This window comes from Microbacterium galbinum (assembly GCF_023101185.1).
GTDB classification, from domain to species: domain Bacteria; phylum Actinomycetota; class Actinomycetes; order Actinomycetales; family Microbacteriaceae; genus Microbacterium; species Microbacterium galbinum.
In genome coordinates this window covers 3,096,882-3,110,072 of record NZ_CP078077.1, presented here as the reverse complement: position 1 = coordinate 3,110,072, position 13,191 = coordinate 3,096,882, and the positions used below count along the sequence as shown (strand labels likewise).

10 protein-coding genes are annotated in these 13,191 nt (G+C 64.2%); 6 read left to right on the top strand and 4 right to left on the bottom strand.

Annotated features, from left to right (window positions below):
• The first annotated feature begins 112 nt into the window (after positions 1 to 112).
• Positions 113 to 613, top strand: a complete 501-nt coding sequence (locus tag KV396_RS15025; protein WP_247956226.1) for a GNAT family N-acetyltransferase — start codon at positions 113 to 115, stop codon at positions 611 to 613.
• 55 nt (positions 614 to 668) lie between these two features.
• Here KV396_RS15025 and KV396_RS15020 read toward each other — a convergent pair whose 3' ends face one another.
• On the bottom strand, positions 669 to 1,877 hold the full coding sequence (locus KV396_RS15020) for a hypothetical protein (protein WP_247956225.1): 1,209 nt from the start codon (positions 1,875 to 1,877) through the stop codon (positions 669 to 671).
• 572 nt (positions 1,878 to 2,449) lie between these two features.
• Between KV396_RS15020 and KV396_RS15015 the strand changes: the two genes are divergently transcribed.
• The 4 genes from KV396_RS15015 to KV396_RS15000 all read left to right on the top strand — a co-directional run bounded on the left by KV396_RS15015 (position 2,450) and on the right by KV396_RS15000 (position 5,749).
• Positions 2,450 to 3,172: a hypothetical protein gene (locus tag KV396_RS15015; protein ID WP_247956224.1), complete on the top strand. Its 723-nt coding sequence runs from the start codon at positions 2,450 to 2,452 to the stop codon at positions 3,170 to 3,172.
• 178 nt (positions 3,173 to 3,350) lie between these two features.
• The gene (locus KV396_RS15010) at positions 3,351 to 3,644 is read left to right on the top strand and encodes a hypothetical protein (RefSeq protein ID WP_247956223.1); all 294 of its coding nucleotides are present in this window, start codon (positions 3,351 to 3,353) and stop codon (positions 3,642 to 3,644) included.
• A 77-nt stretch (positions 3,645 to 3,721) separates the two neighbouring features.
• Complete coding sequence (locus tag KV396_RS15005; protein ID WP_247956222.1) at positions 3,722 to 4,486, top strand: hypothetical protein; 765 nt, start codon at positions 3,722 to 3,724, stop codon at positions 4,484 to 4,486.
• 462 nt (positions 4,487 to 4,948) lie between these two features.
• Positions 4,949 to 5,749 (top strand): LPXTG cell wall anchor domain-containing protein, encoded by an 801-nt coding sequence (locus tag KV396_RS15000; protein WP_247956221.1) that lies wholly within the window; start codon positions 4,949 to 4,951, stop codon positions 5,747 to 5,749.
• Positions 5,750 to 5,881: 132 nt separating this feature from the next.
• Here the strand turns inward: KV396_RS15000 and KV396_RS14995 are convergent, their stop codons facing one another.
• From KV396_RS14995 to KV396_RS14985, 3 genes are all read right to left on the bottom strand, one after another.
• The gene (locus tag KV396_RS14995) at positions 5,882 to 6,070 is read right to left on the bottom strand and encodes an LPXTG cell wall anchor domain-containing protein (protein WP_247956220.1); all 189 of its coding nucleotides are present in this window, start codon (positions 6,068 to 6,070) and stop codon (positions 5,882 to 5,884) included.
• Positions 6,067 to 6,462, bottom strand: a complete 396-nt coding sequence (locus KV396_RS14990) for a VaFE repeat-containing surface-anchored protein (protein WP_247956219.1) — start codon at positions 6,460 to 6,462, stop codon at positions 6,067 to 6,069. Before KV396_RS14990 ends, KV396_RS14995 begins: the two co-directional genes overlap by 4 nt.
• Before the next feature lie 335 nt (positions 6,463 to 6,797).
• Positions 6,798 to 7,148 carry a histone-like nucleoid-structuring protein Lsr2 gene (locus tag KV396_RS14985; RefSeq protein ID WP_247956218.1) on the bottom strand — a complete coding sequence of 117 codons (351 nt, stop codon included), beginning with the start codon at positions 7,146 to 7,148 and terminating at the stop codon, positions 6,798 to 6,800.
• A 603-nt stretch (positions 7,149 to 7,751) separates the two neighbouring features.
• Between KV396_RS14985 and KV396_RS14980 the strand changes: the two genes are divergently transcribed.
• On the top strand, positions 7,752 to 12,059 hold the full coding sequence (locus KV396_RS14980; RefSeq protein ID WP_247956217.1) for a DUF7507 domain-containing protein: 4,308 nt from the start codon (positions 7,752 to 7,754) through the stop codon (positions 12,057 to 12,059).
• Positions 12,060 to 13,191 lie beyond the last annotated feature (1,132 nt).

Here is a 13,191-nt window from a genome sequence, read left to right as displayed (position 1 = left end):
CTCGGAACCTCGATTGTCTTCAGGAGGAACATTGGATTAGAACGACTTCGCTTCTTTCGAGCCAACATTCCCTCCTTCTCGCGACGAGCGACTTCTTCGCTGGCATGAAGACTTGCGTGCACTGATCCCATCGCAGGTCTCGATCCGCTCGGCTTCGCCCACGCCGGAGGAGGATGCCCGCCGCATGTGGGACATGCAGCTAGCATGCGAACCCATCACCGTGCTTTCCCTGGAAGCTAATCCTCAGACGATCAGAGATCGGCTGGTGTTCTTCGCTGAGATCGAAGGCGTGCATGTCGGCTTCTGCGTCGCGTCTCCGGGGGCGGAGGCATCCAACCCATTGTTCGTGCAGGTTGTGGCGGTAGTTCCTTCTATGCAGCGGAGGGGAGTCGGGTGCACACTGCTCTCCGCCGCCGCATCAGAGGAGCCCGTGCGCGACATCGTGTTCGCGACGCAGGAGAGCAAAAACGCCGCGCGTGCGATGAACGCGCGATTCTCGAACGACTTGGGTGCGACGCTCGAACGCGTCAACCTAGGCGTGTATCCGGACCGTTGCCTGGACATTCGGCGAGGCCAAGGTTATCGGGTCTGGAAGGTCAGTCGACCCCGATAGACACCACCCATGCTCGCTAGCACTACTTCACGACCGGCACCCCGAGGGGCACCTGCTAGGTGGAGCCGCGTAGATCACAGACCGACTTCACGCTATTGAGCGCGGCAGCGCAGTTAGGAATCCAGGCGACCTGACCTAGCGACGCCATCAACTTGGCCTGTCGCGCATACCTGGGTGCCACGCCCCGCGGCTCGGGCGCATTCTGCGTCTGATTCTCCGGGAAGTCGCGAGCGATGCTGTAGTCCTTGTGCGGTGCTGACGGATCCCAGCCCTCCATGTGGGGTCGCGGGCTATTCGCCGACGGCTCCGCGTCGAAGATGCCGTCATCGAGGTGCTCGATGTTCATGATCGGGTCGAATTCGTCCGCGCGGCTGCGCGCCCATTCCACCCACTCCTGCAGCCTGGGTCGCTCTGCCAGCAGCCCTTTCGCGGTTGCTTCGGCTTCGAGCTGCCCTGCGAAGTCTCGGAGCTCCTGCGCTCCCTGCCAGCTTTCGAACGCGCGCACGAAGATCACCTCTCGTTGAACGAGGAGGGCTTTCGCGCGGGCGCGTTCATGTACCGCTTCCCATGCTCGTCGCTCGGTGGCCTTCTCGCGCTCGTATGCTTCATGCGCCTCGGCATGGCGTTGCTTCTCGCGCTCCAGCGCATCGGCGTCGTCGACCACGCCCTTCTTGATCGCGCGTGCGATCTCGCGGACTTGGCTCTTAAGCGGTTTCTTCTTCTCGTCGGACCAGCTGTCGCTATTGTGCTCGTACCGGTAGCTCTGGCGTCCGAGGTCGACCTGGTGTGAACCGTCTCGTTCGATCTCGAGTTGCAGGCGACTGGACGGTACGCTGTCGAACTTCGGAATCTGCTTCCATGGTGAGCGCCGGAGCTCTCGCTGCTCTGCGTCCGTCGGGACGTGAGGCACCTCGTCCAGGAGCTCTGTCAGTTCGAGGCTCCGGCGGCGGGTGTCGACCTGGATGAACAGCTTCGGTGTCTTGAGCTTAACGTTCACCCCGAGCCTGAGTCCGTGCGCGCGTAGTTCCTCAGCGAGACTCAGCAATACTTCCATGGCGCGGGGACGAAGCACTTCGTTGACCGAGTGCAGGATCTTCGTCGTCTCTAGAGCGGTGCGGAGCGCGTCGAGGTTCGTCGTGACCGTTCGAGCCGTCGTTCTGATGCGGTCCCAGTTCGTGGTGCCAACGGCTGATCCGGAACCGAGCATGATGACGATGTCACCGGAGCTGCGCCCGGTGAAGCGTAGCTCTTGCCCATCCGGCACCAGGTGGTGGACCCTGCATGCGCGCAGCACTCGTCGATAGCGCGCCCGGACCGACTCCTCCGGGTCGGGGATAGTGAGTTGCCTTTGTTCCTGGAACTGAATGATGAGGGCGTTCGCTCCGAGAGTGTCTCTGACGCGCCCTCGCTGAGATCGAGGTTGGGGAGTCTTTCGCGACGTGTGCGGCGGCCGGCGGTGACGGTGGCCGAGGGGGCGCTGGGTGGATAGCTGCCATGCTCTAGGTAGTGCGTGCCTGCGTCGGTGACCATGGCGGACCAAGTTCTGCCGTGGCCGGTGACGGTCGCGAGGCCTCGAGACTTAGGCGCTGCGGCACTGATCTTGTGAACGTTGTCGTCCTCGGCCCATTTGCCCGCGGGGCAGCCGTCGGCGATCCATCGCAGGACTTCGAGCTGCCGGTCGTTCACTGGCCGATTCATACGAGCACCGTATCGGAAGCCGTCGATGCTGCGACCAGCTGGTCCCTCCACCCCCAGTGGCGCTCTCCGAGTTCGATACACTCCGGATGAATGCCCTGCAGCGATGGTTTCTCTCGGGGATCAGCGAGAGGAAGAACAGTGGCTCTGAAGACTGGCGCACCGTCCGACAAGGACGTTAAGTACGACACCGAGACAGTCAAGGTTATCCGGGGCACCGAGGAAAAGACGATCTCGAAACGCGAGGGCGACGGCTGGGAGCTGGTCAGCCAAAATCCCGGCAAACTACGCTCAGAGCTCGTCTTCCGTCGTCCCTCGTCGAAGACGCCGTGGCGCGTGCTTGCGATCATCGGCGGGGTGTTGGTCGTCTTGTTTATTTTCATCGGCATCATGGCTACCTTCAGCAACGATGACGGCGACGTGGAGCCAGCTCCGGTGAAAACGCCCAGCGCGCAAGCAGTCGCGCCGAGCAGTGAACCGTTGGCTGATTCCGAGGAGAGTGCGCCTGTGGAGGAAGAGTCGGCGACCGAGGTGTCGGACGGAGTGTCAACGACTGTCGATGAACTCCTCGACAAGCTTAACTCTGCCGAAATGGGCGGCATCAAGACAGGAGATCGCTTCACGCTCACAGGCGAACTCTTTATGTCCGATCTGTGGATGACCGGCGCAACCGGCGACTACTTTGTCATGTTGAAAGCACAGGGCGGAGCCCAGGACCTGACGGTGTTCGTCGACGAAGCCGTGGCTTCGGGGTGGACGGACGGGACGATGGTTGAGATGACCCTGGAGGCCGTGGACGCCATCATTGATGGTGAGACCTCCAGCGGGTGGTTACGGGCGGTCTCCACGAAGACGATCCGTTAGTACGCGCCCTACACGAACACGCGCTGACCCGAACGGATGTCGCCCGCGACCATCCGTTTGCCAGCCTGTACCGAGACGCCGAGAACACTAGGGTTCCATTACGTCAACGGAAGCGGAGGGCTTTCGTCATCCAGCCATGATGTTTACGAAAGCGTCGTGAAACCGGGATGATCGAACTATGGCTACGCCAGCTGCCGATCCGCTTCCCGAACCCGATCACGAGTATGGCTACTCCGAGGCGCTCCTCGAGGGTGTCCTATGTGAACACATGGTGAGGTTCCGCGAGTACATGATGACGAAGACATACGCCATCAGCGCGGACGGTCCTGTGTACTACTCCCATGACGTGCGGCGATTCGTTGACTACTACGTCATGCGCACGGCCCGCCCGCTCACCGAGGCAGACATTCGAGCGCTGTTCGACAACTGGCAGTCACAGGAGAAGGACACGGATCTCCACGACCGCGATTAGTAGGTCGAGACTACGATTCGGATCCGTGGTGGGATTATCGTGTCCTGACCTGCAGATTAGCCGGAGGAGGTATCGGGATGGAGGTCTATCAGGCGGTCGCTCCTGGAACGCGGATGGGGTTCTCACACACGAAGCCCATCTTCGTCGTCGACAACCTCGCCGACCTCAGAGGCGCAGCCGCCGGCATCGTGACGCTTCCCGTGCAGATCGACTGGACCCCTGCCCACAGCTATGACCTCGCGGAGCCGGTCCGGATCCGCACGATGTACGAGACCGTTCTGCGAGAGGCAGGCAGCGAAGCCGAGATCGCTCAGTTCATCGCTCGCGACCTGCTCATTGAGCACTGGTCGGAACTGAATCTCCCCATGTTTGTCGAGGATGCATGGGAAGCGTTTCACCCTGAACTCCGACGTGCGTCCATACCCAGCGAGCACGCGGTCGTGCCCCACGACGCACCAATCACAGAGTCTTGGGTCGCGTATCCCTCCCTTGGGCGCTCCCCTCGCGCCGGCAGCCCTGGACGCGTGGATCGCACGGTGATTCTCAGCCGTGCCCTTCACGCCGCCGTCGAGCCTTACGTTCTGGCCGACTGGGAGCGTGCTCGAGAGATTATGCTCCGCAACATCGCGAAGCAGATCCCGCGGGCTCGGAGCCCCCTCGCCCGCGGGTGGCTCTCGGAGTGGGAGGATGCGATCCGGCGAGGGCCCGAGGCTGTGATCGATCTGTCTCGCCTCGAGGGAGAGCACGGCAACGACCTTCGTCAGATGACGCCACTCGCGGGAGTGCTTCCATTCGAGATACAGCGCAAGATCGCGCTTGAACTTCCACGCAACGAGAGCTGAGATGGGCGGCCTCGCGCTCCTCCTCGCTCAGAGTTGAAATCCTGCTGCGGTCTCATGGAAGGTTGCGCTGAAATGCGCTGTCTCGCGCTCGAACGCTGAACGCTGTGGGATGTCGAATCGCTCGCCGCCCGCTTCTCGCTGGACGGTCCCGTCGCCTATCGCCTGGCCGTGCGAGTCCTTCGACGTGTCCGCCCGGGCTGACGTTGCAGTCACGCGGACGACACCGCCATGCGATGCCTATGAGCAGTTGGGGTTCACCCGCACATCACACAATCGCATCCACAATCGCATCCACAAGCGCACCTGAGACTGCGTGAAGGGGTGCGTGCGGGCCGGCACCGCCGCCGGCTGGTTGCGAATGCAACAGAGCAGGATTTTCTGTGCCCGCGTAATGAAATCGCGCACGGAAGGTCTCATATACGAGGCACCCGTACCCAGGGTGCCCCGAGGGAGAGGTAGAACATGGATAACTGCACGATTCTCGCGGAGACCGGAGGCGACTTCTCGTGGCCTCTCCTCCTCGTGGGGGTTCTGGTGACCGTCGTCGGAGTGGCACTGATCGTCAGTGCGAAGAGACGTACACGACGGCCGGGTCGTGCAGCAATGGCCTGGGCTCTCGCCGCGGCCGTCGTGCTCGGCGGTTCAGGAGCTGCGCTCGTTCCGACGCAGGCCTACGCCGCGACGGACAACTGCGACACCGTCACGACTACAGAGCCCACCGCTCCGGTCGTGACCCCCACGCCCGAGCCCACGGTCGACCCGCCCGTCGACCCGACGGACCCGACGGACCCGGAGAACCCGGACCCGGTGGAGCCCGAGCCCGAAGCCGTCGCCCCGGTCGCTGCGGGCGGCGCTGGAACGGTAGCCACCTTCGAGTGGCAGAACAGCCAGCGTGACTTCGTCCCCGGCTCGGACGACCAGCTCGCCATCGTCGCAGCGCCGGCGTTCACCTTCGACGTGCTCGCCAACGCATCCGCAACCGCACCGGCCACACTCGATGCGGCGACCATCGACCTCGACCCCTCCACTCCTGGCGTGCAGCGGAACATCGAGACCGAGCACCTGGTCGCCAGCGTTGACCCGGCAACCGGCATCATCACGGTGTCGCTGACGGTGCCCGTGGGCTCGTTCATCAGCATCGCTGACATCGAACAGTTGCTCACGTCAGTGCAGTACACCGTGTCCGACAGCAACGGACTCACCTCCAACGCTGCGACCGTCAGCATCTCCACCATCATCACTCGCGTGGCTGCGGAGACCTGAGCACGCATCTGACTGAGGCCGAGGCCGACCACCCCGAAAGGGATGGTCGGCCTCGTCCTGTTCTGTCACCAGCCAACGACCCAACCCCTGCACGTTCTCGTGCAGGGGTTGGGTCTTTTCAGCTCAGACGTGTCACGCGTCCTCGCTCAGCACTTCGGAACGGCGACGACCGATCATGGTCAGTGCCGCTCCGATCGCGAGGACCAGACCTGCTACGACTCCTCCGGACACGTGCGCATCGCCGCCCGTCGTCGCGAGATGCGCCGCTGCGACATCAGATCCGACCGGCGTCGGCGGCATCACGGTTGTCGGGTCGTTCACCGGTGTGGTTCTCGGGTCGGTGGGCTCCGTCGGATTGACGGGCGGATCAGTCGGGAGCACGGGCGGGTTCGTGGGATCCACCGGCGGATCAGTCGGATCCACCGGCGGATCAGTCGGGTCCACGGGTGGATCGGTGGGGTCGACAGGGGGTCCGTCGGTGCGATGTCCTCTACGACGACCGTCTGTGCGACGGCGTCGATGTCGGTGTGCTCTGCAACGGTCACGCCATCGGCGGTGACGCTCTGGAATGCGACGAGGGTCCTGCCGGCGAAGTCCTTCGGGATGACGAAGTCCACGCTGACGCTGCCATCGGCCTGCGCAGGTGTGAACGTCGTCTGACCGGTGATGCTCGCACCTGCAGCGGTCACCTTGTCGAAGAGCTCACCGTCCACGGTGTACTCCTCGGTCGGTGCATGGGACCTGTGCGTCACGGATGAGGGCGGCGGTGGGGGCCGCCTCCCTCATCTGGATTCTGCCGCCTACGGCTCGGAGATCGCGTGAGCGCCCCCGCCGCAACGCTCATCCACACACCCGAGCGCCGCAGTGAATATTTGTCGTTATCGCGTAATGAATCCTGTCAGTTCGCGTCTCACCTAGTGCAGTGACCCGAACACTGTCCCGGTTCTCCCACCGGGGCCCCCGCTGTAGCGGCGCGGGCGCGGGGAGGGGTGCCCCTCACGCCCCTCCCCGATTCTCTTTCCACGAGCACTCCGTCGTGATGTCGGTATCAATGCGCATCGTTGTACGCGCTGAGGATGTCGTTCGGGATCCTGCCCTTGTCAGACACTGTGTGCCCGTTCTTCCGCGCCCAGACGCGCACAGCATCCAGATCGCGATGACCATTGCCGGCGGCACGCGCATGCTTCCTTGCAAGCCGTGACCTCGACACGGGCCGTGCAGCATCCACATAGGGCTCGAGGAGCTCGACCAGCTTCTGGGCGTTCTCCGAACTCAGATCGATCTCATATGCCTTCGTGCCGATCGAGAACATCACCGTCTGAAGGTCCTCGCCTGCGACTTCTCCACCGGAGAGATCGTCGATACTCGTGTACTCGATGGGCTTCGGGATTCTGGCCATCAGATCACCGTAGTGACCGGCCGGAGAACGCGAAAGCGGCGCGCAGAGGTGCGTGTGCTGAATTTCGGTTCAGTGATGGCGTGATCCACTACCCGGAGTGTGGGCACCACACACGCATGTGGTCGTTCGAATCATTGAATACTTCTTCAAGTTTGCGAACCGAACGAGAAAGTTCATTTTCTGTCGAGCCCCTTGCGGAGACCTGTCACATGCGTAGGGGGAGTCCCCGGTCAGGCCGTGAAAACATCTCAGCATGCAGGGTTAATGGCCTCCGATCAGGATTTGCCGTGAACGGATCCCACGCGCATCGTCGTTTGCCCTGCTATCTGAGACTCCCCTATGTTTTTTCTGAGAGTGCGGTGAGTACCGCGCCCGGAGGGGATTACGATGACGAGCCATTCGCCGAGTAGAGGACGGGGCAGAGGTCGCGCAGCGATCCGCCGAATCCTCGCCAGCATCGGGGCGGGGGCCCTGCTCGCAGGTACTTTCGTCGCCGTAGGGGCCACGGTCGCCCCCGAACCCGCGTTCGCGGTCGCCGGCCAGCCCGGCGTCCCGTCCGCACCGACGCTCCTGTACGAAGAGGACTTCCAGAATGGGACCGGCGTGACCCGCCTTCCCAACTACGCCAGCGATCAGGGGATCAGTTATACGGCCAGTTCGTACTGGCTGTCCCCGGTGAACTGCAACGGCTTCATCGTTTCCTTCTCTTCAGCGCGGCCGGCGAACTACTGCGAGAACGCGGGTCAGTTCGCTTTGACGACTCAGAAGGCGTACGCATTGGGTCTGCTGACCGGTAACGCGGGCGGTAACCGGGCCGTGTCGATGAACTCCAACGGCACGGGTGCTGGCGTCGCCGGAGTCACCCCGATCTCGGCCAATCAGGTCGAGTTCGCCACGGTGGGTCAGGTCTCCATTCCGCAGCCGAATCGCTTCGTCACCTTCTCCGTCGATGCGGCGGCCACGGCCTGTGGTTTCCCGAACCCCCTGCTGCGCTTCTATCTCCGCACCGACGCCGGGGTAGAGATTCCTGTCTCCGACTCGCCCATCAACCCGTGCGTGGACCAGGGCACCACCGGAAACCTGCGTGTGTACCCCCCGGGATCCAACACCAACGACCCCAACGAGCAGGTCCGATACGGCACCTTCGTCGCCAACTCGTCGACGCTTCTTCCCGGCACCTCGCTGGGCATCGTGATGCGTAACCAGCAGGGTACGGACAACGGCAACGACGGCGCGTTCGACAACATCCGCGTCCTGGATGTCACCCCTCAGCTGGACAAGGCCTTCAGCCCAGCGATCGCGCCCACCGGCGGTACGTCGACGCTGACGTTCACGATCACGAACACCTCCGAGCTCGCGGCGAAGAATGGCTGGTCGTTCACCGACAGCCTGCCTGCCGGCCTGACCATCGCAAACCCGACGGCTGCGACCACGACCTGCTCGTCCGGTGTGGTCACTGCTACCGCCGGTGGCAGCTCGGTGGCCGTGACCGGTAACCTCACCGCCGGTCAGGTCTCCTGCACCGCATCGGTGCAGGTCACGTCCCCGGTCCCGGGAACGTTCACCAACGGCCCCGGCAACGTCACCCAGGTGGGTCTGAACCCTCCCGGTGACACCACGGTCGTCTTCCAGGCTCCGGCGCTCACCATCGTCAAGGACGCGGGTACGCCCACCGATGTGAACGGCAACGGCATCACCGACGCAGGTGACACGATTCCGTTCTCGTTCCTGGTCACCAACACCGGTGACGTGGCGCTGACGGGTGTCGTCGTCAACGACCCCAAGGTCGGCTCTGTCGATTGCCCGGCGACCACGCTCGCCGTGGGCGCGGACATGACCTGCACGGCGACGTACACGATCACGTCGGAAGACGTGACCGCTGGCGCAGTGCTGAACACCGCGACGGCGACCGGTACTCCGCCTGTGGGCCCTCCGGTCACCTCGCCCCCGTCAGACACCGAGACTCCTGTAGTCGCTCCCGCTCCTGCGCTCACGCTCGTGAAGTCGGCTGATGTGACCACGGTCACCGCTGCCGGTCAGAACGTGGCGTACGAGTTCGAGGTCACCAACTCCGGCAACGTCCCGGTGACGGACATCGCCATCGCCGAGGGCACCTTCACCGGAACCGGTGACCTGTCCGACATCACCTGCCCGACCGGTCCGCTCGCGGTCGGTGCCGCTGTCACCTGCGAGGCGGCCTACGTCGTGACGCAGGCGGACATCGACGCCGGCGGCTTCACCAACACGGCCACCTCGACGGGAACAGCAGTCGGCACGGACGAGCCGGTGGTCTCCAACGACTCCACCGAAGACGTCGATGCCACGCAGAGCCCCGAGCTCGAGATGACGAAGTCGGCTACCCCGAACACGCCTGACGCCTACATCGAGGGCCAGGTCGTGACCTACTCGTTCGTGGTGCGCAACACCGGCAACACGACGGTGACGGACATCGTCATCAATGAGGACGAGTTCTCCGGTACCGGTGACCTCTCCGAGATCATCTGCGGCCAGGAGGCGGCAACGCTCGCCCCTGACGCGTTCGTCACCTGCACGGCGACCTACACGCTGACGCAAGCGGACGTGGATGCCGAGCAGGTCACCAACACGGCCAGCGCCACGGGGGAGACCCCGGGCGGTGACCCTGTGACGTCCAACGAGGACGACGCACTCATCCCCGTCACTCCCGCTCCGGCGCTGACGCTCGTCAAGTCGGTCACCCCCGACTCGGTCGTTGCTGCTGGCGCGACGGTGACGTACTCGTTCCTGCTGACCAACACCGGAAACGTCACTCTGACGGATGCGGCGGTGAACGAGGATGCGTTCTCGGGCACCGGTGTCCTACCCGAGGTCGTGTGCCCTGCGACCGCAGTGTCGATCGTTCCTGGCGCGTCGGTGACCTGTGAGGCCACGTACGTGCTCACGCAGGCGGACATCGACGCCGGCGAGGTCACGAACACCGCCTCCGGCGAGGCGACCTCGCCCACCGGTGACCCGGTCGTCTCCGATCCGGACGACGCTGTCGTCACGGCCGAGCCCACTCCTGGCATCTCGGTGGTCAAGACCGCGACGCCGGACACGGCGAACGCCGTAGGCGACACGATCTCCTACTCGTTCCTGGTGACCAACACCGGCAACGTCACCCTCGATGACATCGTCATCAACGAGGGTGAGTTCTCAGGAACCGGTGACCTGTCGGACATCGTCTGCCCCACGGCACCTCTCGCACCGGCGGGGCAGGTCACCTGCGAAGCGACCTACGTGCTGACCCAGGCAGATGTCGACGCCGGGACGGTCACGAACTCCGCGACCGCAGAGGGCACTCCGCCCACTGGCGACCCGATCGAGTCCGACCCGTCGGACGAGACCGTGACGATCCCTCCGGCAGCGTCCCTCGCCATCGTGAAGTCCTCGGACACGGGGACCATCACCGCGGCAGGCCAGACGCTCACGTACACGTTCGCGGTGACCAACACCGGCAACGTGACGGTCAGTGATGTCGTCGTGACCGAGGTCGCTTTCACCGGCACCGGAGAGCTCTCTGCTCTCGTCTGCCTGACGACGACGGTTGCCCCCGGTGACACCATCACGTGCGAGGCCACTTACGTGGTCACGCAGGCGGACGTCGATGCGGGCAGCATCACCAACGCCGCGACCGCCGGCGGCGAAGACCCGACCGGCACCCCGGTGGAGGAGACTCCGCCGTCCGAGGTCGAGGTTCCGGTCGAGCAGGCTCCGGCGCTCACCATCGTCAAGTCCGGTGAGATCTCCGGCGACGAGTACGTCGTCGGTGCAGAGGTCGTGTACTCGTTCGTCGTGACGAACACGGGTAACACCACGCTCACGGAGGTCGTCATCAACGAGACCCAGTTCTCCGGCACCGGGGAGCTCTCGGAGATCATCTGCCCCGCCGAGCAGGCTGTATCGCTCGCCCCGGGCGGGCAGGTCACCTGTGAGGCGACCTACGCGCTGACGCAGGCCGACATCGACGCGGGAGAGGTCACCAACACGGCGACCGCGACCGCGACGCCTCCGGGCGAGGACCCCATCACGTCCACCCCGGATGACGCACTCGTGCCGACCCCGCAGGACGCGTCGGTCTCGATCGTGAAGACCGCGAACGTGCAGAACATCAGCACCGCGGGCGAGGAGATCTTCTTCGTCTTCGTGATCACGAACACAGGGAACGTGACCATCACGGACCCCGAGGTCGTGGAAGGCGAGTTCTCCGGAACCGGTGAGCTGTCGGCGGTGAACTGTCCCACGGACGTGGTTCTCCTCCCTGGCCAGTTCGTCGAGTGCGCAGCCTCCTACGAGGTGACGCAAGCTGATCTCGATACGGGGACGCTCACCAACACGGCGACCGCGACGGGCACCACCCCTGGTGGCGACCCGACGGACCCGTCGGACCCGTCGACGGTTGAGGTTCCCACCGACCCGCAGCCCGCGCTCACGGTCGTCAAGACCGCGGACAACGCCAGCGTGGTGGGCGTGGGCCAGGTGATCACGTACACGTTCCGGATCACCAACACCGGCAACATCTCCATCCTGAACGCGACGGTCATCGAGACCGAGTTCTCGGGAACCGGTGTACTCTCCGCAGTCACCTGCGCTCCCGGAGCAGCCTCGCTGGCACCCGGCGCGAGCGTGGACTGCACGGCGACGTACCGCACCACCGAGGCTGATGTCACGGCCGGCGCGGTCACCAACACCGCCGTCGCCTCGGGCACCCCCATCACGGGTGGCGACCCCGTCCCGTCGAACTCCTCGACGATCAGGGTCACCCTCACACCCGGACCGAACCTCGCCGTCACCGGTGGCGAGATCGCGACAGGCGTGGTCGGCATGGCGCTGCTGCTCCTCATCGGCGGTGGAGTGCTGATGGCCGTCCGTCGTCGCCGCGAGCAGGTCTGACCCAGCACTGCGTGACCACGTCACGCAGTAGACAGTGAACGAAAGGGCGGGTCCTGGTCATCCAGGGTCCGCCCCTTCGCGTGGGTACAGCGTCCCGTGAGTGACCTATCGAGCGACGGCCGCAGGCGCGAAGAGCGTTCCCAGATCGCAGAACGCACGGTCGGCGGGCGTCACCCACACAGCTTTGTGGTTGCGGATCGCGGGACGGAGAACGCCGACGCCAGGGATGCGTGGCCAGTCGCGACTGCGCAATGACTCTCCCAGCTGCAGGAACGAACACACCATCACGGCGAGATGGTTCTCGCTTTCCGCCTTCGCCCGCATCGCTCGGCTGTCGACTCGCAAGAAAACCCGCAGCTCACCGTGCCGGTTTCGCCGGACTCTGGCGATGACGCGACCCGCAGGTAGCCCTGCTCCTGTGAAATCCGCCACGACCGCTGCCAGCGTCGCTTCCGCGTGCGCCCACTCGAGGACGCGTGTGTCTTTGGCCAGGCGCATCGGAGACCTTCTCTTCTCGTGGCACGCGGAGAACACGTGCAGACGTCATATCTGAGAGACGCAGTGTCAGGCGTTTCATGACGCGGAGGAGATGACGTCTCCGGCCATCAGCCGTGACGCGTGCGCGTACCCGCAGTCGAGCCAGGAAGAAGGGGGAGGGGAAGAGCGAAGGGTGCTCTTCCCCTCCCCATGCCCGGGTCGGGGAGGACAACCGGGCACCGGCCGGGATATGCCGGGCGGTGCGCACCACGGACGAGCCGCGCTTGCGCACCGTCTACCCGCCTGGAGCGCTTTCTTGTGTCGTGGCAGAGTCCACGAAGGGAAACTGTCGACTCCACCAAGAGCTCCGTACGGACAAGGGGAGAATGCCCCCCTCCAGGACTTTGGCACAGTGGTATCCGGCACGACCGGTCTGGCACGAATTGATAGCGGTATTGCTGATTCTGAACATCCCTCCTCTCAGCTGCAAGACGCGGATGATTAGGCACCCGTTTTCGAGCCGGAGCTGGTGAACGGTGCGCTCCCGTGATGCAGTACAGCAGTTTCGGCAATTGCTCCGGCAAAGCTCGCAAACCCGGCTTCGAGCAGATCTCTTCTGCCACCGTCGTATTAGCGCTGTGTGCCGATAAGCAAT

Coding starts and splice junctions, on each gene's coding strand:
- KV396_RS15000 (WP_247956221.1), top strand. CDS start 4,949: ATGGATAACTGCACGATTCTCGCGGAGACCGGAGGCGACTTCTCGTGG.
- KV396_RS15010 (WP_247956223.1), top strand. CDS start 3,351: ATGGCTACGCCAGCTGCCGATCCGCTTCCCGAACCCGATCACGAGTAT.
- KV396_RS14985 (WP_247956218.1), bottom strand. CDS start 7,148: ATGGCCAGAATCCCGAAGCCCATCGAGTACACGAGTATCGACGATCTC.
- KV396_RS15005 (WP_247956222.1), top strand. CDS start 3,722: ATGGAGGTCTATCAGGCGGTCGCTCCTGGAACGCGGATGGGGTTCTCA.